The sequence below is a fragment of the Enterobacter sp. Y17 genome (assembly GCF_019730495.1).
GTDB lineage: Bacteria > Pseudomonadota > Gammaproteobacteria > Enterobacterales > Enterobacteriaceae > Enterobacter > Enterobacter asburiae_B.
The window spans coordinates 2,448,977-2,471,967 of record NZ_JAASKP010000001.1; the positions used below are offsets into that span (position 1 = coordinate 2,448,977).

The 22,991-nt window shown below is 53.7% G+C and carries 20 protein-coding genes; 10 read left to right on the top strand and 10 right to left on the bottom strand.

The features are described 5' to 3' along the window. Positions 1-2: 2 nt before the first annotated feature. Complete coding sequence (gene cof, locus HCH49_RS11585; protein WP_196354756.1) at positions 3-821, bottom strand: HMP-PP phosphatase; 819 nt, start codon at positions 819-821, stop codon at positions 3-5. A 101-nt stretch (positions 822-922) separates the two neighbouring features. On the opposite strand from cof, the gene HCH49_RS11590 reads away from it, so the two are divergent. Together HCH49_RS11590 and queC are read left to right on the top strand one after the other, a co-directional pair. Beyond that, complete coding sequence (locus tag HCH49_RS11590) at positions 923-2,623, top strand: SgrR family transcriptional regulator (RefSeq protein ID WP_221702708.1); 1,701 nt, start codon at positions 923-925, stop codon at positions 2,621-2,623. A 66-nt stretch (positions 2,624-2,689) separates the two neighbouring features. After that, a complete protein-coding gene (queC, locus tag HCH49_RS11595; RefSeq protein ID WP_045143097.1) occupies positions 2,690-3,385 on the top strand; it encodes a 7-cyano-7-deazaguanine synthase QueC in 696 nt (231 codons plus the stop codon). A 60-nt stretch (positions 3,386-3,445) separates the two neighbouring features. Here the strand turns inward: queC and HCH49_RS11600 are convergent, their stop codons facing one another. The 9 genes from HCH49_RS11600 to bolA all read right to left on the bottom strand — a co-directional run bounded on the left by HCH49_RS11600 (position 3,446) and on the right by bolA (position 13,807). Beyond that, positions 3,446-3,844 carry a YbgC/FadM family acyl-CoA thioesterase gene (locus HCH49_RS11600; protein ID WP_032646165.1) on the bottom strand — a complete coding sequence of 133 codons (399 nt, stop codon included), beginning with the start codon at positions 3,842-3,844 and terminating at the stop codon, positions 3,446-3,448. 99 nt (positions 3,845-3,943) lie between these two features. Next, positions 3,944-4,324, bottom strand: coding sequence for a helix-hairpin-helix domain-containing protein (locus HCH49_RS11605; protein WP_221702709.1), 381 nt, complete (start codon positions 4,322-4,324; stop codon positions 3,944-3,946). Between the two features lie 147 nt (positions 4,325-4,471). Next, positions 4,472-6,343, bottom strand: coding sequence for a peptidylprolyl isomerase (ppiD, locus tag HCH49_RS11610; protein WP_221702710.1), 1,872 nt, complete (start codon positions 6,341-6,343; stop codon positions 4,472-4,474). Between the two features lie 212 nt (positions 6,344-6,555). Further along, entirely contained in the window at positions 6,556-6,828 is a 273-nt protein-coding gene (gene hupB, locus HCH49_RS11615) for a nucleoid-associated protein HU-beta (protein ID WP_002444653.1), read from the bottom strand. Positions 6,829-7,038: 210 nt separating this feature from the next. Beyond that, on the bottom strand, positions 7,039-9,393 hold the full coding sequence (gene lon, locus HCH49_RS11620; protein WP_126543958.1) for an endopeptidase La: 2,355 nt from the start codon (positions 9,391-9,393) through the stop codon (positions 7,039-7,041). Between the two features lie 182 nt (positions 9,394-9,575). Further along, complete coding sequence (clpX, locus tag HCH49_RS11625; protein WP_023310570.1) at positions 9,576-10,850, bottom strand: ATP-dependent protease ATP-binding subunit ClpX; 1,275 nt, start codon at positions 10,848-10,850, stop codon at positions 9,576-9,578. A gap of 126 nt (positions 10,851-10,976) precedes the next feature. Further along, entirely contained in the window at positions 10,977-11,600 is a 624-nt protein-coding gene (gene clpP, locus HCH49_RS11630; RefSeq protein WP_010428105.1) for an ATP-dependent Clp endopeptidase proteolytic subunit ClpP, read from the bottom strand. Between the two features lie 260 nt (positions 11,601-11,860). Further along, positions 11,861-13,159 (bottom strand): trigger factor, encoded by a 1,299-nt coding sequence (tig, locus tag HCH49_RS11635; protein WP_221702711.1) that lies wholly within the window; start codon positions 13,157-13,159, stop codon positions 11,861-11,863. 330 nt (positions 13,160-13,489) lie between these two features. Beyond that, the gene (bolA, locus tag HCH49_RS11640) at positions 13,490-13,807 is read right to left on the bottom strand and encodes a transcriptional regulator BolA (RefSeq protein ID WP_021241655.1); all 318 of its coding nucleotides are present in this window, start codon (positions 13,805-13,807) and stop codon (positions 13,490-13,492) included. Between the two features lie 305 nt (positions 13,808-14,112). Between bolA and HCH49_RS11645 the strand changes: the two genes are divergently transcribed. The 8 genes from HCH49_RS11645 (at position 14,113) to HCH49_RS11680 (ending at position 22,985) form a co-directional block, all read left to right on the top strand. Continuing rightward, the gene (locus HCH49_RS11645) at positions 14,113-14,691 is read left to right on the top strand and encodes a lipoprotein (RefSeq protein WP_023310568.1); all 579 of its coding nucleotides are present in this window, start codon (positions 14,113-14,115) and stop codon (positions 14,689-14,691) included. Between the two features lie 46 nt (positions 14,692-14,737). Continuing rightward, complete coding sequence (gene ampG / locus HCH49_RS11650) at positions 14,738-16,213, top strand: muropeptide MFS transporter AmpG (RefSeq protein ID WP_221702712.1); 1,476 nt, start codon at positions 14,738-14,740, stop codon at positions 16,211-16,213. 477 nt (positions 16,214-16,690) lie between these two features. Beyond that, complete coding sequence (gene cyoA, locus HCH49_RS11655; protein WP_014882770.1) at positions 16,691-17,638, top strand: cytochrome o ubiquinol oxidase subunit II; 948 nt, start codon at positions 16,691-16,693, stop codon at positions 17,636-17,638. A gap of 16 nt (positions 17,639-17,654) precedes the next feature. Beyond that, complete coding sequence (gene cyoB / locus HCH49_RS11660; RefSeq protein WP_014168864.1) at positions 17,655-19,646, top strand: cytochrome o ubiquinol oxidase subunit I; 1,992 nt, start codon at positions 17,655-17,657, stop codon at positions 19,644-19,646. Continuing rightward, positions 19,636-20,250 carry a cytochrome o ubiquinol oxidase subunit III gene (locus HCH49_RS11665; RefSeq protein ID WP_023334703.1) on the top strand — a complete coding sequence of 205 codons (615 nt, stop codon included), beginning with the start codon at positions 19,636-19,638 and terminating at the stop codon, positions 20,248-20,250. Before cyoB ends, HCH49_RS11665 begins: the two co-directional genes overlap by 11 nt. Then, positions 20,250-20,576 carry a cytochrome o ubiquinol oxidase subunit IV gene (locus HCH49_RS11670; protein WP_006176899.1) on the top strand — a complete coding sequence of 109 codons (327 nt, stop codon included), beginning with the start codon at positions 20,250-20,252 and terminating at the stop codon, positions 20,574-20,576. Before HCH49_RS11665 ends, HCH49_RS11670 begins: the two co-directional genes overlap by 1 nt. A gap of 11 nt (positions 20,577-20,587) precedes the next feature. Beyond that, positions 20,588-21,475: a heme o synthase gene (cyoE, locus tag HCH49_RS11675; protein WP_033144771.1), complete on the top strand. Its 888-nt coding sequence runs from the start codon at positions 20,588-20,590 to the stop codon at positions 21,473-21,475. Between the two features lie 148 nt (positions 21,476-21,623). Further along, a complete protein-coding gene (locus HCH49_RS11680) occupies positions 21,624-22,985 on the top strand; it encodes an MFS transporter (protein WP_221702713.1) in 1,362 nt (453 codons plus the stop codon). Positions 22,986-22,991: the final 6 nt, after the last annotated feature.

Consider the following 22,991-nt stretch of genomic DNA (forward strand, 5'->3'; position numbering starts at 1 on the left):
CACTATTCGGGGGAATACGGGAGATTGTTGTTGTCCAGCCAATGCGTCAAAAAATGGGACACTGCTTCATTGCGGCAGTGGCCAATAACCGGCAGATGGGGAAGTTCTGCTTTCAGCTGCGCCATCGCATTCCCCATGATCAGACCGCGACCAACGCTACCCAGCATTTCGCGGTCGTTCATGGCGTCACCAAACGCCATACACTCCTGCAGCGTTAAGCCCAGGTGGTCGCTGAGTACCGCCAGAGCGGAGCCTTTGTTACAACCCACCGGCAGCACTTCCAGACAATCCACCGCCGAGAAAGTCAAGTGCGCCCGGTTGCCCAGCGCCTCATTCAGCTGAATCCGTAAGCGACACAGATCGTCATGATCGCCGCAGAAGCAGATCTTGGTTACCGCATGGGCGGGGATCCGACGCAGATCGATAAGCTGATATTTGAAACCGCTGTATACATGCGCGTGCAGCAGTTCAGGAATTTCACGTCCGGTAAACCAGCCCCGATCGTTAAAGACGTGGATACTGGCCTGCGTGTCCCAGGTGCTGTGCAGCACGATGTCCGCCACTTCCGGGTTGAGATCCTGCCGGTGCAGCACATCCCCTTCTACGGAGTGAATTCGCGTCCCGTTGCCGGTGATCAGAAAGGCGTTGAGGGAAAACGCGCCCAGCAAATGGCGCATCTCCAGCACATGGCGGCCAGTGGCAAACGTCAGGGTGACATCACGCTCGCGCAGGCGCTTCAGCGTGTTCAGGGTTTTTTCCCCTAAACGGTGATCCGGCATTAACAGCGTACCGTCCATATCAAATGCAGCGAGCCGAGCCATGATTACTCCCGAAATGTGATGCGGTTAACTTGTGCAACAGTATCGTGTGAGATATACGGAAGTAATAGTGAATAGATGAAAATTATTGTTCCGGGTTTCTTATGCGCCAGCTCAATCGACTCAACCAGTATCACCGCCTCTGGCAGCCTTCGCAGGGTGCAACGCAACAGGTCACCATCAGCGAGCTGGCCGCCCGCTGTTTTTGTAGCGAGCGGCATGTCCGAACCCTGCTGCGCCAGGCCCAGGAGGCGGGCTGGCTCAGCTGGCGAGCGCAGTCTGGCCGCGGTAAGCGCGGTGAGCTCACGTTCCATGTCGCCCCGGAGTCACTGCGCAATACGATGATGGAAGAAGCGCTGAAAAGCGGGCAGCAGCATAACGCGCTGGAACTGGCGCAGCTTGCCCCTGAAGCGCTGCGGTCATTGCTGCATCCTTTTTTGGGCGGGCAGTGGCAAAACGACACGCCGACGCTGCGCATCCCCTACTATCGCTCGCTGGAGCCGCTTCAGCCGGGTTTTTTACCGGGCCGGGCAGAGCAGCATCTGGCGGGAGAGGTGTTCTCAGGCCTGACGCGTTTTAACGGTAACAGCAGTGAACCTACGGGCGATCTGGCGCATCACTGGGATGTCTCTGCTGACGGCCTGCGCTGGCATTTCTACATTCGCTCCACCCTGCACTGGCATAACGGCGATAAAATAGAAACGGCGCAACTCCAGCGAAGTCTGACAGCGCTGTTGACGCTTCCCGCCCTGCGCACTCTGTTTCAGAGCGTCTTATGTATTGAAACAACGCATCCTCAGTGTCTGACGTTTACGCTGCATCAACCGGACTACTGGCTGCCGCACAGGCTGGCAACCTACTGTAGCCGTCTGGCGCATCCCGACCATCCTGCGGTTGGCAGTGGCCCGTTTCGGCTGGCCGCCTTTGAGCCCGACCTGGTTCGTCTGGAAAGCCATGAGCAGTATCACCTGAGCCATCCGCTGCTCAAAGCCATCGAATACTGGATCACTCCCCAGCTTTTTGATTACAGCCTGGGCACCAGCTGTCGTCACCCGGTGCAAATCGCGATCGGCGAGGCCGACGAGCTGGAAAGTCTGCGGCTGGTAAGCAGCAGCACCAGCCTGGGGTTCTGTTACCTCACGCTAAAACAGAGCGCGCGCCTGAGTGAGATTCAGGCAAAGCGGCTTATCAATATCATTCATCTCTCCAGGCTTCTTCACACACTTCCGCTAAACGAAGGGCTCATCACGCCCACCCAGGAACTGCTTCCCGGCTGGACCATCCCCGAATGGCCTGATTTATCGGACGTCACCCTCCCTGAAGCGTTGACGCTGGTTTACCATCTCCCTGTTGAGCTTCACACCATGGCCAGCCAGTTGAAGGCATACCTGGCGCTACAGGGGTGTGAACTGACCGTCATCTTTCACGACGCCAAGACGTGGGACGGATGCCTGGAGCTTGCCGATGCAGACATCATGATGGGGGACAGGCTGATTGGCGAAGCGCCGGAATATACGCTTGAACAGTGGCTGCGCTGCGATGCCCTCTGGCCGCACGTTCTTAGCGCACCGGCTTACGCCCATCTGCAAGCCACGCTGGATGCGGTACAGACTCAGGCCGAGGCTCGGGATAGACACGCGGGACTGCAAGCCATCTTTAACCGGTTAATGGAGAGTGCGGTGCTGACGCCACTCTTTAATTATCAATACCAAATCAGTGCTCCGCCTGGCGTGAATGGTATACGCCTCAACACCCGCGGCTGGTTTGACTTTACCGAAGCCTGGCTGCCCGCGCCCAAATCGTGAAGAAGCTGGTCGCCGTCGTGGTCAGACGGTAACATAACGTTTTTACCGTAACAGTCGAGATGATTTATGAAACGTGCCGTCGTCGTGTTCAGCGGAGGACAAGACTCTACTACCTGCCTGGTCCAGGCCCTTCATCAGTACGATGAAGTTCACTGTGTCACTTTCGATTATGGTCAGCGTCATCGCGCTGAAATCGACGTTGCTCGTGAACTAGCCCTGAAACTGGGCGCACGCGCGCACAAGGTGCTGGACGTTACGCTGTTAAATGAACTGGCCGTGAGCAGCCTCACCCGCGACAGTATTCCTGTGCCAGACTATGAACCCGATGCCAGCGGCATTCCAAATACCTTCGTGCCGGGCCGTAATATCCTGTTCCTGACTCTGACGGCGATCTACGCCTACCAGGTAAAAGCCGAAGCGGTGATCACGGGCGTGTGCGAGACCGACTTCTCCGGCTACCCGGACTGTCGTGATGAGTTCGTAAAAGCGTTAAACCACGCCGTCAATCTGGGGATGGCGAAAGAGACGCGCTTTGAAACTCCGCTCATGTGGCTGGATAAAGCCGAAACCTGGGCGCTGGCGGACTACTGGGGCAAGCTGGACCTTGTTCGCAACGAAACGCTCACCTGCTATAACGGCATCAAAGGCGACGGTTGCGGCCAGTGTGCGGCCTGTAATCTGCGCGCTAACGGGCTGAACCACTATCTTGCCGATAAATCCGGCGTGATGGCCGCGATGCAGAAAAAGACCGGTCTTAAATAGGGCTACTTGACCGTGCTGTCGCAAACAGGTGTCGACAGCACGAGTACGCCTTAACATGTCTTACACGATCATCAACTCCAGCTTTTCCCGCAGTTCCCCTTCCAGCGGCAGCGCTTTCTGCGTTTTCAGATCGATACAGACAAACGTGATCAACGCATCTGCGACCACCTGCCCTTCTGGATCGAGCGTCACCACCTGGCTTAAGACCCCGCTTTTGCCATTGATCTGTTGCACCTGGCTGGTTACCGTGAGCACGTCACCCAGCACGGCCGGACGGCGGTAGTTGATGTTGATATTGACGACCACAAACGCGATGTTGTGCGCGGTCAGCCACTGAAAGCTTTCGCTGTTTTCCAGCCCGTCCCAGCGCGCTTCTTCAAGAAACTCAAGATAGCGAGCATTGTTCACATGCTGATAAACGTCGAGATGAAAACCGCGTACTTTGATTTTTGTCTGCATAGCGCAATAGCCTTTACTGTTATTGTAGGAAAAGAGGTCATAACTGGTATGACCTCTTTATCCTGGCAAAAATTTGCCGCAGTGCAAGAAATTGCGTAATTACAGCGTCAGGTGTGAGAGGTTGCGCTCAACCAGCGCGCTGCCCATGCCCGGCACCTGCTTGAGATCGTCGACCGTTTTGAAAGGACCATACTCTTCGCGGTAGCTGACGATGGCCTGCGCTTTTTTCAGGCCCACGCCGTTCAACGCACGGGCGAGATCTTCCGCTGAGGCCGAATTGATACTGACCCGCGTACCTTCATCATCCGCATTTTTACCGGCATCTGTCGCTTTGGTTTGCCCCTGCACCGGCGCTGCCGCGTCGGACTTGCTCTGCGTAGCCTGTATTTTGGCTGCAGGGGCCGACGCCATCGCACCCGCGCTCATCCCGGTGGTGGCAATAGCCAGCGTAATTAACAGTGCTTTGATTCCACATTTCATGCTGTATCTCCTTGTTTGTTGACAGCCAGGTCACAATAGCCGCCAGATAAAACCGGCACAAACAGCAGATTGCAGAAATGGAAAAGGCCGCGAAAGCGGCCTTTAGTTTTTGCAGAGCGTTACGAAAATCTGCGAGCAGACACGTAATTACTGCTGCTGAGTCATTACATCACCCAGCTTGATTTTGGCTTCTTTACGCAGGTTGCTCATCATGGCTTCGAAGGCAATCTGAGCATTGTTCTGGGTAATCCCCTGAACCATCGCTTTCTTCTGCGCTTCTGGCAGGGTACCGGCTTTCACCTCATCCAGCGCCAGCAGAACGACGTTACCCTGCGTATCGGTGGTGGTACCAAAGCTTGGCTTGTCCTTCGCAGGCAGAGTCAGACCAAACGCGGCCTGGCTGATTGGGTCCTGGCCGGTACGGCTCAGCGTTTTCGCTTCACCGAAGCTCAGGCCAGCCGCTTTCAGCGCGTCTTCTTTACCCGCTTTCAGATCGGACAGAATCTTCTCAGCATCCAGTTTCGCCTGCTGTTCCGCTTTGTTGTGCTTAACCTGAGCGACGACCTGATCCTTCACTTCCGCCAGCGGTTTGACCGCTTCTGGCTTGTGCTCGCTGACGCGCAACACAAACGCACGATCGCCGTCGACGGTAATGATGTCAGAGTTACTGCCCGGCGTACCGTTCTCGCCCACCAGACCACCGTTGAAGATGGCATCGGAAACCGGTTTGAAATTCAGCTCTTCCGGAAGGTTGTCACGACCAAACCAGCCTGTCTCAACCGCCTTCGCGCCAGCCGCCTGCTCTGCGCCTGCCAGAGATTCGTTGTCGTTGCTGGCAGCATCGCTTACCTTCTGCTGCAGCGCGTAGTAGGCATCCAGCGCTTTTTCCTGTTTCACTTTCGCCGCGATATCATCACGAACGTCAGCCAGCGGCTTGGTTTTCGCCGCGGTGATGTCGTCCAGACGCACGACCAGGAAACCAACGGAAGACTTAATGACGCCAGAAAGCTGGCCTTTCTCTTTCAGACCGGCATTTTTCAGCTCGTCAGGCGTGGTCGCATCTTCCAGCCAGCCCATATCACCGCCGTTTTTCGCAGAGATAATGTCGGTGGATTTCGCTTTCGCAACGGTCGCGAAATCAGCGCCTTTGTTCAGCTCATCCAGCGCCGCTTTAGCATCAGCCTCGGTTTTCGTCTGAATTACGCTGTAGCGGTTACGCTGCGGCTGAGTGAACTGATCCTGATGCTGATCGTAGTAAGACTGGATTTCAGCATCAGACGCGGTTTCCTGCAGCGCGGCCGCATCCAGCTTGATGTAGCTCACGCGGAACTGCTCTGGAGAAACAAAGGAATTCTTGTTCTGCTCGTAGTAAGCGTTGACGTCAGCGTCGCTCACCTGCTGTTTCGCCGCCAGGGCGTTCACATCAATGGTCGCTTCGCGTACAACACGCTGCTGCGCCACCAGCGCGGCCAGTTCATCCGTTTCACCTTTGAGCATGAAATCGGTGCCCACGACGGCATTGATGAGCTGCTGGGTGGTCAGCTGGTTACGCAGCGCCTGAGCGTACTGGTCGGCCGTCATCCCCATTTGATTGACGATGCTGTTGTAACGCGCGTTGTCGAATTTACCGTTAGACTGGAAGGCTTGCGTGGAGAAGATGGCTTTTTTCACCTGCTCATCACTGATGCCAAGGCCGAGTTTTTTGGCATACTGATCAAGCAGCGCTTCGTCGATAAGACGGTTCAGTGTCTGTTGGCGCAGGGTCTTCATGTACCCTTCGTTCGCCGCCAGTTCAGAGAATTGGTCGCCCAGCTGTTGCTGCATACGGTTACGTTCACCGGCAAAAGCATTCTCGAACTGACCACGGCTGATTTCCTGGCCATTCACTTTTGCGGCGTAGTTTGCGCCACCGCCAATAAGGTAACTGCTCACGCCGGTCAATATGAACGACACGATAATGATACCGAAAATAATCTTGAGCACGAGACTGTTAGCAGCCGTGCGTAAGCTGTCCATCATGGTGTAACAACACTCCGCTGTAGGTGACTGGTTACCTGACGCTGACGGAAAATCCTGCCCGTCGCGCGTGAAGGCGTATTGTGACAAGAAAACGGGGCGATTGTCAGCCCACAACTCGCATAAACTCGCACAAATCAGGTCTGGACAAACAAAAAAGGCACATCAAATGATGCGCCCTTGTACTTTCCGGCTTCCCTGAAACGGGAAAGCAATCAGTTTACTGCGTCTTTCAGCGCTTTACCTGCACGGAAACCCGGCACTTTAGCAGCAGCAATGGTGATCTCTTTACCGGTCTGAGGGTTGCGGCCAGTACGGGCAGCACGCTCTTTAACAGCAAAAGTACCGAAACCTACCAGTGCAACGTCGTCCCCAGCCTGCAGAGATTCAGTAACAGAAGCAATTAAGGCATCTAACGCACGTCCAGCTGCAGCTTTAGAAATATCAGCACCCGCAGCAATTTTGTCAATCAGTTGAGATTTATTCACTGTTCTCTTCCTCTCTTTATAATTTATATCGCGCCTGAATCCTTCACAACGCGACCGCGCAGCAGTTATATCAGGCCTGCCATGACCTTACAACACCCGTTGTTGATGACGGACCTAATCAGCAATCTAAATTAGCTATACAAAAAAAGGCTGGCAAGTGCGAAATGACTTACCAGCCTTGTTTTTATTGACGCTCTTTGCGCGAGGTCACTATTTTGCGGTTACAACCTGCATTCCGGAGGGTTCATTCTGCAGTGCGAGACTGAGAACTTCCTCAATTCGCTTCACAGGATGGATCTGCAGGTCGGCAATCACATTGTCCGGAATCTCTTCCAGATCGCGTTTGTTTTCGTAAGGGATCAATACGGTTTTGATCCCACCGCGGTGTGCCGCCAGCAGTTTTTCTTTTAAACCACCAATCGGCAGAACCTGACCACGCAGCGTAATTTCACCGGTCATTGCCACATCGGCACGCACCGGGTTACCTGTCAGGCAGGAAACCAGAGCGGTACACATAGCAATACCCGCGCTTGGGCCATCTTTCGGCGTCGCCCCTTCCGGAACGTGCACGTGGATGTCGCGTTTTTCGTAGAAATCAGGGTTGATACCCAGTTTCTCCGCGCGCGCGCGCACCACGGTCAGCGCCGCCTGGATGGATTCCTGCATCACTTCACCCAGCGAGCCGGTATAGGTCAGCTTGCCTTTGCCAGGGACACAGGCGGTTTCGATGGTCAGCAGATCGCCGCCCACTTCCGTCCATGCCAGGCCGGTCACCTGGCCAACGCGGTTTTCGTTGTCCGCTCGACCGTAGTCGAAGCGCTGAACGCCGAGATAGGCATGCAGATTGTCGCCGTTAATCACAATGTGCTTAAGGCTCTTATCCAGCAGCAGCTGTTTCACCGCTTTACGACACAGTTTCGAAATTTCACGCTCAAGGCTACGCACGCCCGCTTCACGGGTGTAGTAGCGAATGATGCCGACAATCGCGCTGTCCTCGACGGTCAGCTCGTTGGCTTTCAGCGCGTTACGCTCAATCTGTTTCGGCAGCAGGTGCTGCTTAGCGATGTTCAGCTTCTCATCTTCGGTATAACCGGAGAGACGGATCACTTCCATACGGTCCAGCAGCGGGGCCGGAATGTTCATGGAGTTGGAGGTCGCCACGAACATCACATCGCTCAGGTCGTAGTCCACTTCCAGGTAGTGATCGCTGAACGCTACGTTCTGTTCTGGATCAAGCACTTCCAGCAGTGCAGACGCAGGGTCGCCACGCATGTCCGACGACATTTTGTCGATCTCATCGAGCAGGAACAGCGGGTTTTTAACCCCCACTTTCGCCATCTTCTGGATCAGTTTACCCGGCATAGAACCGATGTAGGTACGGCGGTGACCGCGGATTTCCGCTTCATCACGTACGCCACCCAGCGCCATACGGATATACTTACGTCCGGTCGCTTTGGCGATGGACTGACCCAGAGAGGTTTTACCCACCCCCGGCGGTCCAACCAGGCACAGAATTGGGCCTTTAATTTTGTTTACACGGCTTTGTACCGCGAGGTACTCAAGAATGCGGTCTTTCACGCGTTCCAGACCGTAGTGGTCGGTATCCAGGATTTCCTGCGCCTGACGCAGGTCTTTTTTGACCTTGCTGCGGGCGTTCCACGGAACCTGCACCATCCACTCAATGTAGCCGCGTACAACGGTCGCTTCAGCCGACATTGGAGACATCATTTTCAGCTTCTGCAGTTCTGCTTCAGCCTTCTCTTTCGCCTCTTTCGGCATCTTCGCCGCGTCGATCTTACGCTTCAGCGCTTCGTTTTCGTCCGGCGCGTCGTCCATCTCGCCCAGTTCTTTCTGAATGGCCTTCATTTGCTCGTTCAGATAGTACTCACGCTGAGATTTCTCCATCTGCTTTTTGACGCGGTTGCGAATGCGCTTCTCAACCTGCAGCAGATCGATTTCAGACTCCATCATCGCCATCAGGTATTCCAGACGTTCGTTAACGTCGGACATTTCCAGCACGGACTGCTTGTCAGCCAGCTTCAGCGGCATATGTGCAGCGATGGTGTCCGCCAGACGCGCAGGATCGTCGATGCTGTTCAGCGACGTCAGCACTTCTGGTGGAATTTTCTTGTTCAGCTTGATATAGCCTTCAAACTGGCTAATCGCGGTGCGAACCAGCACTTCCTGTTCACGCTCATCAAGCTCAGGCGAATCAAGGTACTCTGCCTTTGCAGAGAAGTGCTCGCCGTCGTCTGACAGAGTGGTAATACGCGCACGCTGCAGGCCTTCTACCAGCACCTTCACGGTGCCGTCAGGCAGCTTCAGCATCTGCAAAATAGAGGCCACGGTCCCGACGGTGAAAAGATCGTTTACACCCGGCTCATCCGTTGATGCTTCTTTCTGCGCGACCAGCATGATTTTTTTATCATGATCCATGGCGGCTTCGAGGCAACGGATAGATTTTTCCCGCCCTACAAATAAGGGTATGACCATGTGCGGATAAACCACCACATCGCGCAACGGCAATACGGGGATTTCAATGCGTTCAGAACGCTCAGGATTCATAGAGCTCTCTCTTAGTTAGTGTCCGCCAGGTAAGCTGGTCATGTCACTGTGCTTCACATAACCATTAACATGTATCCAGTATATGGGGATGTTTCCCACACATTCAACGCTATGAATACGGAAAAAGTAAAGGGGAGATAAAATCCCCCCTTTTTGATTAACTGCTTGTATGATTTGGTTAATTATTCGCCAGATGCCTGCTGCGCTTCCGGTTTGCCGTAAATCAGCAGCGGCTTGGTTTGACCGCTAATGACGGACTCGTCAATCACCACTTTCTCAACGTCTTCCATCGACGGAAGATCGTACATGGTGTCGAGCAGTGCCGCTTCAACAATTGAACGCAGACCACGGGCACCGGTTTTACGGACCATCGCTTTCTTGGCAATAGCATCCAGCGCTTCGTCGCGGAATTCCAGATCAACGCCTTCCAGATTGAACAGCGCCTGATACTGCTTGGTCAGCGCATTTTTCGGCTCTTTCAGGATCTGGATCAGCGCGTCTTCGCTCAGCTCATTCAGCGTTGCCACAACCGGCAGACGGCCGATGAATTCAGGGATCAGACCGAATTTGATCAAATCTTCCGGTTCAACCTGAGACAGCAGTTCGCCTTCGTTTGGTTTTTCGGACGTCGATTTCACCGTTGCGCCAAAACCAATGCCGGAGCCGGTTTCAACACGGTGGGAGATGACTTTGTCCAGACCAGCAAACGCGCCACCACAGATGAACAGGATCTTGGAGGTATCAACCTGCAGGAACTCCTGCTGCGGATGTTTACGACCACCCTGTGGCGGAACGGCAGCAACCGTACCTTCAATCAGCTTCAGCAGCGCCTGCTGTACGCCTTCACCCGATACGTCACGGGTAATTGACGGGTTGTCAGATTTACGGGAGATCTTGTCGATCTCATCGATGTAAACAATCCCGCGCTGGGCTTTCTGTACGTCGTAATCGCACTTCTGCAGCAGTTTCTGAATGATGTTTTCGACGTCCTCACCCACATAACCGGCCTCGGTCAGGGTGGTGGCATCCGCCATCGTGAACGGAACATCAAGCAGGCGCGCCAGGGTTTCAGCCAGCAGCGTTTTACCGGAACCGGTTGGGCCGATCAGCAGAATGTTACTTTTACCCAGTTCTACGCCATTGCTGGTGTCGCCGTTACGCAGACGTTTGTAGTGGTTATAGACCGCTACCGCCAGCACTTTCTTGGCCTGCTCCTGTCCGATGACGTAGTCGTCAAGGTGATGACGAATTTCATGCGGCGTTGGCAGCGCGCTGCGCTCACGGTGCGGTGCGACTTCTTTAATCTCTTCGCGAATGATGTCGTTACATAAATCGACACATTCGTCGCAGATATACACGGACGGCCCGGCAATCAGTTTACGCACTTCATGCTGGCTTTTGCCGCAAAAAGAGCAGTACAGCAGTTTGCCCGAACCATCTTTGCGTTTATCTGTCATGAGTCCAAACCTCTTTTTAAGTTCTTTGTGCCGCACATGACGACGCAAATGCCATTCTAAGACGCAAGCTGCAATCAGCAGCGTGCCGCCCTACCTTAGTATAGCGGCACACTCGCGTCGCGGGCATCAATTACGATGGGTCAACACGGAGTCGACTAAGCCGTACTCAACTGCCTCTGGAGCAGAGAGGAAGCGATCGCGCTCGGTATCGCGCTCGATCTGCTCGAGTGGTTGACCCGTATGCTGCGCCATAAGTTCATTCATGCGCGCTTTTACTTTCAGAATTTCACGGGCGTGGATTTCGATATCCGTCGCCTGCCCCTGGTAACCGCCCAGCGGCTGGTGAATCATCACGCGGGAATTTGGCAAGCAGAAACGCTTACCTTTCGCCCCTGCTGTTAACAGGAACGCGCCCATAGATGCAGCCTGACCCATACAGATAGTGCTTACATCAGGCTTGATGAATTGCATGGTGTCATAAATGGACATTCCTGCTGTAATCACGCCACCCGGGGAGTTAATGTACAGGTAAATGTCTTTTTCCGGGTTTTCCGCTTCCAGAAACAGCATCTGTGCCACGATCAGGTTAGCCATGTGGTCTTCCACCTGGCCGGTCAGAAAGATAACGCGTTCCTTGAGCAGACGGGAATAGATATCAAAAGAACGCTCACCACGTGAGGTCTGTTCAATAACCATTGGCACCAGAGCCATATGGGGTGCAAAGTTATCTCGTTCGCCACTGTATGACATTTCCGTCTCCTGGATCAAAATTGAAAACACCTGCTGTACTGATTGTAACCTTACGGACGGATTATCAGCCAGTCTCATTCATCATGATTACGTACTTATGGGGTTCACAGTGCCCTATTTCAAGCATAACAACCTTTTGTTGTTACGCTAACACCGAAAGGGCGTTTTAGCACTCTTCCTGGGCTATCGCTGCGATAAAAAAAACCCGCTGCCGCAAGGCAACGGGTTTTCTGTTCAAACTTTAAACCGTTGGGGCGAAATTACGCCTGCTGGTTCATCAGTTCGTTGAAAGAGGCCGCTTTTTCGGTCACTTTCGCTTTCGCCAGTACCGCTTCAACAGCCTGCTCTTCCAGGGCAACGTTGCGCATGTTGTCCATCAATTCTTTGTTCTTACCGTAGAACTCGATCACTTCTGATGGATCTTCGTATGCAGAAGCCATCTCTTCGATCAGGCTTTTCACACGCTCTTCGTCAGCTTTCAGCTCGTGGGTACGAATCACTTCGCCCAGCAGCAGGCCAACAACAACGCGGCGTTTCGCTTGCTCTTCAAACAGCTCGCGTGGCAGTTCCATCGCTTGCTGCTGGTTGCCACCGAAACGCTGTGCAGCCTGACGGCGCAGAACGTCGATTTCGCTGTCGATCAGGGCAGCTGGAACGTCGATTTCGTTGGCTTTCACCAGACCTTCGATCGCCTGAGATTTCACACGGTTACGCACCGCGCCGTTCAGTTCGCGTTCCATGTTCTTACGTACTTCGGTACGCAGACCCGCTACGGAACCATCTTCCACGCCGAAACGCTTGATGAATTCTTCAGTCAGTTCTGGCAGTTCGCGCTCTTCAACTTTCTTCAGGTTGATAGCGAACTTCGCTGCTTTCCCTTTCAGGTTTTCAGCGTGGTATTCTTCCGGGAAGGTCACGTCGATGGTGAACTCTTCGCCAGCCTTGTGGCCTTTGATACCGTCTTCGAAGCCTGGGATCATACGACCCTGGCCCATCGCCAGTACGAAGTCAGACGCTTTACCGCCTTCGAATTCTTCGCCGTCTACAGAACCGGTGAAGTCGATGGTGACACGGTCTTCAGCGTCAACAGCGCCTTCTTTCTCTTTCCAGTTCGCCTGCTGTTTGCGCAGGGTATCCAGCATGCCGTCAACGTCTTCGTCAGTCACGGAAACAACTGGTTTTTCAACTTCGATAGATTCCAGACCTTTCAGCTCAACTTCCGGGTACACTTCGAACTCAACGGAGTAGGTGAAGTCTTCGCCCAGTTTGTATTCGCCTGGAACGTAGTTCGGCGCGCCGGCCGGATTGATTTTTTCTTTGATGATCGCATCAATAAAGTTACGGCTCATCAGTTCACCCAGCACATCCTGACGCACGGAAGCGCCATAACGCTGAGCAACAACATTCATTGGTACTTTGCCCTTGCGGAAGCCGTCAATACGTACTTTTTTTGCTACGTTGACCAGCTCGCTTTTCACAGCAGTTTCGATGCTGTCAGCAGCGATAGTAATCGTTACACGGCGGCCAAGGCCTTGAGTGGTTTCAACTGAAACTTGCATCTTGTTACCTCAAAAAAATCACAGTGCTCGGTCAACTCTGAATCTGTCTGTTATACCGGGATGCTCTCTTAGTGCAGATTCACATTCCCTGTCGCCAGAATCATCCCGAAGACATTCAATAAGACGCGGCATTATAGCGGCATCACTTAGGTGAGTCGAGAACGGTTGGGGCATGTTGCTGCGGCTTTTTTCACACTTTAAGGCTATTTTTAGTCTTAAAATCGCTCCATTCGCTCAAAACTCAGACAAAACAAAACGGCCCGGAGGCCGTTTTGAGGAAATCTGTAAGCAACATACTGGAAAAGCTCCAGCCGTTGCAAATCCGATTTATCAGGCGATAGTGCCTGCACCGCGACAGGGCGGCGATGCGAAAACCGTATCCTGCAGGCCTTCCCATTCCTTAATGGTGTAGGTATGCAGTGCCAGCGCATGCACGGTCGTGGAGAGCTCTTCCGTCAAGGTGCTGTAGATCAAGCGGTGTCGATTCAGGAAACGTTCTCCCGTGAAGCGATCGCTAACCAGAACCACTTTAAAGTGGCTTTCAGAACCTGCCGGCACGTTATGACGATAGCTTTCGTCGACGACTTCGAGGAACACAGGGTTGAAGGCCGCCCTTAATTTATCTTCTATATGCTCACGTATCATCATGAAATTACTCCTCCGACAACGCCAGGATGTCACCCATCCCTTTAAATGTTAGCCGCTTTTACCGTTTCCATTACACCTTGACAACAAATATTTAGCTTTCGTCTGATTTTCTCATTCAAACGAATGAAGTTCACTGTGAGACTCATACGTTTTGTCATACACGGATTGGGAAAAAGGGTGATCTGGTCAGTTTTCGGACAAGGCGATGAATTTACATGCGTTGACCACTTCCCCTCGCCGTTGGCGATGTTATGATGGCGGCAATTTTTCTCTTTATATGCTTACGATTCGTTGAGAACCCGAAAATGTTAAAAAAACTCTTCTTTCCGTTGGTAGCCCTTTTTATGCTGGCAGGCTGTGCTACCCCACCTACCACCATTGATGTCTCACCAAAAATCACCCTGCCTCAGCAGGATCCAAGCCTGATGGGCGTCACCGTGAGCATTAACGGTGCCGATCAGCGTCAGGATCAGGCGCTGGCTAAAGTGACCCGCGATAACCAGCAGGTTACTCTCACCGCGTCCCGCGACCTGCGCTTCCTGCTCCAGGAAGTGCTGGAGAAACAGATGACCGCTCGCGGCTACATGATTGGCCCAAGCGGCGCGGTTGATCTGCAGATCATCGTGAATAACCTGTACGCTGACGTGTCTCAGGGCAACGTGCGCTACAACATTGCGACCAAAGCGGATATCGCCATCATTGCCACCGCGAAGAATGGCAACAAGATGACCAAAAACTACCGCGCCAGCTACTCTGTTGAAGGTGCCTTCCAGGCTTCTAACCAGAACATTGCTAACGCCGTGAACAGCGTGCTGACCGATACCATCGCCGATATGGCGCAGGACACCAGCATTCACGACTTCATCAAGCAGAACGCGCGTTAATCCCGCTCGCTGACCCGGTGTATCACCGGGTCAGTTTTATAAGAACATGTCCAGCCATTACTTACGCATTTTCCAGCAACCGAAATCAGCGATCCTGCTGATCCTCGGCTTCGCCTCGGGTTTACCCCTCGCGCTCACTTCCGGCACGCTTCAGGCGTGGATGACGGTTGAGAACATCGATCTTAAAACCATTGGTTTCTTCTCGCTTGTCGGCCAGGCCTATGTCTTTAAATTCCTGTGGTCTCCGGTCATGGATCGCTACACGCCGCCTTTCCTCGGACGTCGACGCGGCTGGCTAGTGATGACGCAGATCCTGCTGCTGCTGGCTATTGCGGCGATGGGATTTCTTGAACCCACCACCCAGCTTCGCTGGATGGCAGCGCTTGCGGTGGTGATTGCCTTCTGTTCCGCCTCTCAGGATATTGTGTTCGACGCCTGGAAGACGGACGTGTTACCTGCTGAAGAGCGCGGTGCTGGTGCAGCAATCAGCGTGCTGGGCTATCGCCTCGGAATGCTGGTCTCCGGCGGGCTGGCGCTGTGGCTGGCCGACCGTTACCTCGGCTGGCAGGGCATGTACTGGCTGATGGCCGCCCTGCTGATCCCCTGCATTATCGCGACGCTGTTCGCGCCCGAACCGAGTGACGTCATCCCGGTTCCCCGCACGCTGGAGCAGGCCGTCGCCGAACCGCTCCGTGACTTCTTTGGCCGCAACAACGCCTGGCTGATCCTGCTGCTCATCGTCCTTTATAAGCTGGGCGATGCCTTTGCCATGAGTTTAACCACCACCTTCCTGATCCGGGGCGTCGGTTTTGACGCCGGTGAAGTGGGTGTGGTGAATAAAACGCTGGGGCTGTTTGCGACGATTGTCGGCGCGCTTTATGGCGGCGTGCTGATGCAACGCCTGACGCTGTTTCGCGCGCTGCTGATTTTCGGCATCCTTCAGGGCGCCTCTAACGCAGGCTACTGGCTGCTGTCGATTACCGACAAACATACGATCAGCATGGCCGCGGCGGTGTTCTTCGAAAACCTCTGCGGCGGCATGGGAACAGCGGCGTTTGTCGCCCTGCTGATGACCCTGTGCAATAAGTCGTTTTCCGCTACCCAGTTCGCTCTGCTCTCGGCGCTTTCCGCAGTTGGCCGCGTGTACGTTGGCCCGATTGCCGGCTGGTTCGTGGAAGCCCACGGCTGGCCAACATTTTATCTCTTCTCGGTCGTGGCTGCCGTGCCGGGGATTTTATTGCTGCTGGTCTGCCGTCAGACGCTGGAATATACCCAGCGGACAGAACATTTTATGCCGCGCACCGAATATCGCCGCGCCTACCGTTTTGCGCTGCGTCTGTTAATGGCGGGTTGCATTGCTCTGGCGCTCTGGCTTGTGGTGCTTATTATCAATGCCAGCACCTCTCTGGTACTCCCTTTCGAAGCCCTTCTGCTGGACGCAGGCGCCCTGCTGGCTATCGCCGGGATCCTGACCGGAGGTCTGCTTGATTTCATGGCGTTGCGTAAAACGCAGATGACCTGAAGAAAAATGCGAAAGGTTATTTCCCGTTGTAATCACTAACCGAAATTATAACGGCGAAATAGCCGCCAGGCGCAAAAAAAATATTTGTTGTTTTGTGCGGGATAGGATTTGGAAATTATTGGCTCCCATTCCAAAACGCTATTTTTCATTAAACGATTCAGCATACGAGAGTTTGATTTTTCGTTTTTCAGATGTCTTTTTATTGATAATTAATTGTTAATTTTTTGTTTATTTTCAACAATGGTTATACCAATTGCCCCTTTTAGGGTATGCTTGGGGGTCCTTTCGTTATAAAGCCCTTGCCATGCGGCTTCGGTCATAAAAACCGACATAATTTGCAACACTTGTGACACGTGCGGCAGAACCCGGTAACACCTTCCTGACACAGGCCTAATGATGTTTACAGTAATGTAACCTTCCCGTAAAATGCCCGCACACTTTAAACGCCACCAGACTCCGTGGAATTGAGGTCGTTAAATGAGACTCGGGAAATACAATAAAAGTTTGGGATGGTTGTCATTATTCGCGGGCACTGTATTACTCAGTGGCTGCGATTCTGCACTACTAGACCCCAAAGGACAGATTGGACTGGAACAACGTTCACTGATATTGACGGCTTTTGGCCTGATGTTGATTGTGGTTATTCCTGCCATTTTGATGGCTGTTGGTTTCGCCTGGAAGTATCGTGCGAGCAATAAAGATGCGAAGTATAGCCCTAACTGGTCACACTCCAATAAAGTGGAAGCTGTGGTCTGGACGGTACCTATTCTGATCATCCTGTTCCTTGCCGTACTGACCTGGAAAACCACTCACGCACTTGAGCCAAGCAAACCGCTGGTTCACGATGAGAAACCTATTACCATTGAAGTGGTCTCCATGGACTGGAAATGGTTCTTCATCTATCCAGAGCAGGGTATTGCTACCGTGAATGAAATCGCCTTCCCGGCGAACACTCCGGTTCAGTTCAAAGTGACCTCCAACTCCGTAATGAACTCCTTCTTCATCCCACGTCTGGGTAGCCAGATTTACGCGATGGCCGGTATGCAGACCAACCTGCACCTGATCGCGAATGAAGCAGGCACCTATGATGGTATCTCCGCCAGCTATAGCGGCCCGGGCTTCTCAGGTATGAAGTTCAAAGCTATTGCGACGCCAGACCGTGCCGCTTTCGACCAGTGGGTTGAAAAAGCGAAGCAGTCTCCAAACACCATGTCTGACATGGCGGCGTTCGAAAAAGTGGCTGCACCAAGCGAATACAACAAGGTGGAGTACTTCTCTAATGTGAAACCAGATTTGTTCAAAGACGTTATTGGCAAATTTATGGATCACGGCAAGAGCATGGACATGACCCAGCCTGAAGGCGAGCACAGCGCGCACGAAGGTATGGAAGGCATGGACATGAGCCACGCGGAAACCGCTCACTAAGGGGCCGAGGAAGAAAATGTTCGGAAAATTGACACTGGATGCAGTGCCCTACCATGAACCGATTATCGTGGTTACGGTGGCTGCAATTATCATTGGTGGCGCGGCCTTACTGGCCCTGATCACTTACTTCGGTAAGTGGAGCTACCTGTGGAACGAGTGGCTGACTTCGGTTGACCACAAAAAACTCGGTATCATGTACTGCATCGTCGGTATCGTCATGTTAATTCGTGGCTTTGCGGATGCGATCATGATGCGTAGCCAGCAGGCACTCGCTTCTGCGGGCGAAGCCGGCTTCCTGCCACCGCACCACTACGATCAGATCTTTACCGCCCACGGCGTTATCATGATCTTCTTCGTGGCGATGCCGCTGGTTATCGGTCTGATGAACGTTGTCGTTCCGCTGCAAATCGGCGCGCGCGACGTGGCGTTCCCGTTCCTGAACAACCTGAGCTTCTGGTTCACGGTTGTCGGCGTTATCCTGGTTAACCTGTCACTGGGTGTGGGCGAATTCGCGCAGACCGGCTGGCTGGCTTACCCGCCGCTGTCAGGAATTGAGTACAGTCCGGGCGTTGGCGTCGACTATTGGATTTGGGCGCTTCAGCTCTCCGGCGTCGGTACTACCCTGACCGGTATCAACTTCTTCGTGACCATTATCAAGATGCGTGCCCCTGGCATGACCATGTTCAAGATGCCGGTATTTACCTGGGCATCTCTGTGCGCCAACATCCTGATTATTGCCTCCTTCCCAATTCTGACCGTCACCATCGCGCTGCTGACCCTGGACCGCTACCTGGGCACCCATTTCTTCACGAATGATATGGGTGGCAACATGATGATGTACATCAACCTGATTTGGGCCTGGGGTCACCCGGAAGTGTACATTCTGGTTCTGCCTGTGTTCGGTGTGTTCTCCGAAATCGCGGCAACCTTCTCGCGTAAACGTCTGTTTGGTTACACTTCTCTGGTGTGGGCAACCGTGTGTATTACCGTTCTGTCGTTCATCGTTTGGCTGCACCACTTCTTCACTATGGGTGCGGGCGCGAACGTAAACGCCTTCTTCGGTATTACCACCATGATTATCGCCATCCCTACCGGGGTGAAGATCTTCAACTGGCTGTTCACCATGTACCAGGGCCGTATCGTGTTCCACTCAGCGATGCTGTGGACCATCGGCTTCATCGTGACCTTCTCCGTAGGTGGGATGACCGGCGTACTGCTGGCGGTACCAGGTGCTGACTTCGTTCTGCACAACAGCCTGTTCCTGATTGCGCACTTCCATAACGTTATCATCGGTGGCGTGGTCTTCGGCTGCTTCGCTGGCGTAACCTACTGGTGGCCAAAAGCGTTCGGCTTCACGCTGAACGAAAAATGGGGTAAACGCGCGTTCTGGTTCTGGATCATCGGCTTCTTCGTGGCATTTATGCCGCTGTACGTGCTGGGCTTCATGGGTATGACCCGTCGTCTGAGCCAGCAGATCGATCCGCAGTTCCACCCAATGCTGATGGTTGCAGCGGGCGGCGCCGTGCTGATTGCCTGCGGTATCGCGTCTCAGCTGATTCAGTTCTACGTGTCTATTCGCGACCGCGACCAGAACCGTGACCTGACCGGTGACCCATGGGGTGGCCGTACGCTGGAGTGGGCGACCTCTTCTCCACCTCCTTTCTATAACTTTGCCATCGTGCCGCAGGTTCATGAACGCGACGCATTCTGGGAAATGAAAGAAAAAGGTGAAGCGTACAAGCAACCTGCTCATTACGAAGAAATCCACATGCCGAAAAACAGCGGTGCGGGTATTGTGATTGCCGCCTTCGCAACGGTATTTGGTTTCGCAATGATCTGGCACATCTGGTGGATGGCGATTGTTGGCTTCGCCGGCATCGTAATCAGCTGGATTGTGAAGAGCTTTGACGAGGACGTGGACTACTACGTACCAGTCCGTGAAGTTGAGAAGCTGGAAAATCAGCATTTCGACGAGATTTCTAAAGCGGGGCTGAAAAATGGCAACTGATACTCTGGCGCACTCAACTGCCCACGCGCATGAACATGCGCACCACGATACAGGACCGACCAAAGTCTTCGGTTTCTGGATCTACCTGATGAGCGACTGCATTCTGTTCTGCTGTCTGTTCGCGACCTACGCCGTTCTGGTGAACGGCACGGCGGGCGGCCCGGCTGGCAAGGACATCTTTGAACTGCCGTTCGTTCTGGTTGAAACCGCACTGCTGTTATTCAGCTCCATCACCTACGGCATGGCGGCTATCGCCATGTACAAAAACAACAAGAGCCAGGTTGTGTCCTGGCTGGCGTTGACCTGGCTGTTTGGTGCTGGATTTATCGGGATGGAAATCTATGAATTCCATCACCTGATTCTGGAAGGTTTCGGTCCGGATCGCAGTGGCTTCCTGTCCGCGTTCTTCGCGCTGGTCGGTACCCACGGTCTGCACGTCACCTCTGGTCTGATCTGGATGGCGGTACTGATGTTCCAGGTATCCCGTCGCGGCCTGACCAGCACTAACCGTACCCGTATCATGTGCCTGAGCCTGTTCTGGCACTTCCTGGACGTGGTGTGGATCTGTGTGTTCTCTGTTGTATATCTGATGGGGGCGATGTAATGAGTCATTCAAACGATCATGGCGCTTCCCACGGTAGCGTAAAAACCTACATGACAGGTTTCATCCTGTCGATCATCCTGACGGTGATCCCGTTCTGGATGGTGATGAGCGGTTCTGCGTCTAAACCGGTTATTCTGGGTGCAATCCTGGTGACCGCGGTGATTCAGATTCTGGTGCATCTGGTTTGCTTCCTGCACATGAACACCAAGTCCGATGAAGGCTGGAATATGACCGCCTTTATCTTTACCGTGATTATCATCGCTATCCTGGTAGTCGGTTCCATCTGGATTATGTGGAACCTCAACTACAACATGATGGTTCACTAAGAGCGGCGAGTATGTTTAAGCAATACCTGCAAGTAACGAAACCAGGCATCATCTTTGGCAACCTGATCTCCGTGATCGGAGGGTTCCTGCTGGCCTCTAAGGGCAGCATTGATTACACCCTCTTTATCTACACGCTGGTCGGTGTGTCACTGGTTGTTGCGTCCGGTTGTGTATTTAACAACTACATCGACATGGATATCGACAAGAAGATGGAAAGGACCAAAAATCGGGTGCTGGTGAAAGGCCTGATCGCCCCTTCCGTCTCGCTGGTGTACGCCACCTTGCTGGGTATTGCTGGCTTTATGCTGCTGTGGTTTGGTGCTAACCCGCTGGCCTGCTGGCTGGGGGTGATGGGGTTCGTGGTGTATGTGGGCGTCTACAGCCTGTATATGAAACGCCACTCCGTCTACGGCACGCTGATTGGTTCTCTCTCCGGCGCTGCGCCGCCGGTGATTGGCTACTGCGCGGTCACGAACGAGTTAGACAGCGGTGCGCTGATCCTGCTGGCTATCTTTAGCCTGTGGCAGATGCCGCACTCCTATGCCATCGCGATTTTCCGCTTTAAGGATTATCAGGCAGCGAACATCCCGGTTCTGCCGGTCGTGAAAGGCATTTCTGTTGCCAAGAACCACATCACGCTGTACATCATCGCCTTTGCCGTGGCAACGCTGATGCTCTCTCTGGGTGGTTACGCCGGGTATAAATATCTGGCGGTAGCGGCTGCGGTGAGCGTCTGGTGGCTCGGTATGGCGCTGCGCGGTTACAAAGTGGAAGATGACAAAGTCTGGGCGCGCAAGCTGTTTGTGTTCTCGATTGTGGCCATCACCTCGCTGTCCGTGATGATGTCCGTGGACTTCATGGTGCCAGATTCACACAACCTGCTGACTTACGTCTGGTAAGCCAAACAGGTCAATAAAAGGGTGCTTCGGCACCCTTTTTTATTCACTGAATCTACTAATAACGCATGTAATATTTGTTAAATAACCCTTTATTTACCCCGCCCCTTCCCCGCACTACACTATGGCCTGCTTTTGAACTGAGGTGGTAATGAACGATTATAAAATGACGCCAGGCGAGCTACGCGCGACCTGGGGCTTAGGGACTGTCTTCTCGCTACGGATGCTTGGCATGTTTATGGTCCTGCCTGTTCTGACCACGTACGGTATGGCGCTGCAGGGGGCCAGCGAGGCGCTGATTGGACTCGCGATCGGCATCTACGGTCTGGCGCAGGCGGTTTTCCAGATCCCGTTTGGCCTGCTCTCTGATCGGGTGGGCCGAAAGCCGCTGATCGTCGGCGGGCTGCTGGTCTTTGTGCTCGGAAGCGTGATTGCCGCCCTCTCCCACTCCATCTGGGGGATTATTCTCGGCCGCGCCCTGCAGGGTTCCGGCGCGATTGCCGCCGCGGTGATGGCGCTGCTGTCAGACTTAACCCGTGAGCAGAACCGTACCAAAGCAATGGCGTTCATCGGCGTGAGCTTTGGCGTGACCTTTGCGATTGCGATGGTGCTGGGCCCCATCATTACGCACACGCTGGGTCTGCACGCCCTGTTCTGGATGATTGCCGTGCTGGCGACCATCGGTATTGCCTTAACCCTGTGGGTCGTGCCGGACAGCAAAAACCACGTTCTGAACCGCGAATCAGGGATGGTAAAAGGCTGCTTCAGCAAAGTGATTGTCGAGCCGCGCCTGCTGAAGCTCAATTTTGGCATTATGTGCCTGCATATCCTGCTGATGTCGACCTTTGTCGCCCTGCCCGGCCAGCTTGCCGCAGCGGGTTTCCCGGCGGCTGAGCACTGGAAAATCTATCTGGTCACGATGCTGATTTCGTTTGTCTCCGTCGTGCCGTTCATCATCTACGCCGAAGTGAAGCGCAAAATGAAGCGCGTCTTCGTGGGCTGCGTGGCGGTCCTGCTGATTGCCGAAATTGTGCTCTGGGGTGCCGGCCCGCACTTCTGGGAGCTGATTGCAGGCGTGCAGCTTTTCTTCCTGGCCTTTAATCTGATGGAAGCGCTGCTGCCGTCTCTGATCAGCAAAGAGTCCCCCGCCGGCTACAAAGGCACGGCGATGGGCATCTACTCCACCAGCCAGTTTCTCGGCGTGGCGATCGGCGGCTCGCTCGGCGGCTGGGTGGACGGCCTGTTTGATTCACAAACCGTGTTTCTCGCCGGTGCGCTATTGGCGACAGTCTGGCTGCTGGTCGCCAGCACCATGAAAGAGCCGCGCTACGTGAGCAGCCTGCGGGTAGAAATCCCGGATGATGTGGAAATCAACGATGTGCTTAAGCAGCGTCTGGAAGCCAAAGAGGGTGTGACAGAGGTGCTCATCGTCCCGGAAGAGCGCAGCGCTTACGTCAAAATAAACAGTAAAATGACCAACCGCTTCGAAGTCGAGCAGGCGCTCAAAGCGTGAAAAAAA

Coding starts and splice junctions, on each gene's coding strand:
- cyoE (WP_033144771.1), top strand. CDS start 20,588: ATGTTTAAGCAATACCTGCAAGTAACGAAACCAGGCATCATCTTTGGC.
- HCH49_RS11600 (WP_032646165.1), bottom strand. CDS start 3,844: ATGCAGACAAAAATCAAAGTACGCGGTTTTCATCTCGACGTTTATCAG.
- HCH49_RS11665 (WP_023334703.1), top strand. CDS start 19,636: ATGGCAACTGATACTCTGGCGCACTCAACTGCCCACGCGCATGAACAT.
- cof (WP_196354756.1), bottom strand. CDS start 821: ATGGCTCGGCTCGCTGCATTTGATATGGACGGTACGCTGTTAATGCCG.
- queC (WP_045143097.1), top strand. CDS start 2,690: ATGAAACGTGCCGTCGTCGTGTTCAGCGGAGGACAAGACTCTACTACC.
- clpX (WP_023310570.1), bottom strand. CDS start 10,850: ATGACAGATAAACGCAAAGATGGTTCGGGCAAACTGCTGTACTGCTCT.
- cyoA (WP_014882770.1), top strand. CDS start 16,691: ATGAGACTCGGGAAATACAATAAAAGTTTGGGATGGTTGTCATTATTC.
- HCH49_RS11645 (WP_023310568.1), top strand. CDS start 14,113: ATGTTAAAAAAACTCTTCTTTCCGTTGGTAGCCCTTTTTATGCTGGCA.
- cyoB (WP_014168864.1), top strand. CDS start 17,655: ATGTTCGGAAAATTGACACTGGATGCAGTGCCCTACCATGAACCGATT.
- ampG (WP_221702712.1), top strand. CDS start 14,738: ATGTCCAGCCATTACTTACGCATTTTCCAGCAACCGAAATCAGCGATC.
- tig (WP_221702711.1), bottom strand. CDS start 13,159: ATGCAAGTTTCAGTTGAAACCACTCAAGGCCTTGGCCGCCGTGTAACG.
- HCH49_RS11590 (WP_221702708.1), top strand. CDS start 923: ATGCGCCAGCTCAATCGACTCAACCAGTATCACCGCCTCTGGCAGCCT.
- lon (WP_126543958.1), bottom strand. CDS start 9,393: ATGAATCCTGAGCGTTCTGAACGCATTGAAATCCCCGTATTGCCGTTG.
- HCH49_RS11605 (WP_221702709.1), bottom strand. CDS start 4,324: ATGAAATGTGGAATCAAAGCACTGTTAATTACGCTGGCTATTGCCACC.
- clpP (WP_010428105.1), bottom strand. CDS start 11,600: ATGTCATACAGTGGCGAACGAGATAACTTTGCACCCCATATGGCTCTG.
- HCH49_RS11680 (WP_221702713.1), top strand. CDS start 21,624: ATGAACGATTATAAAATGACGCCAGGCGAGCTACGCGCGACCTGGGGC.
- bolA (WP_021241655.1), bottom strand. CDS start 13,807: ATGATGATACGTGAGCATATAGAAGATAAATTAAGGGCGGCCTTCAAC.
- ppiD (WP_221702710.1), bottom strand. CDS start 6,343: ATGATGGACAGCTTACGCACGGCTGCTAACAGTCTCGTGCTCAAGATT.
- HCH49_RS11670 (WP_006176899.1), top strand. CDS start 20,250: ATGAGTCATTCAAACGATCATGGCGCTTCCCACGGTAGCGTAAAAACC.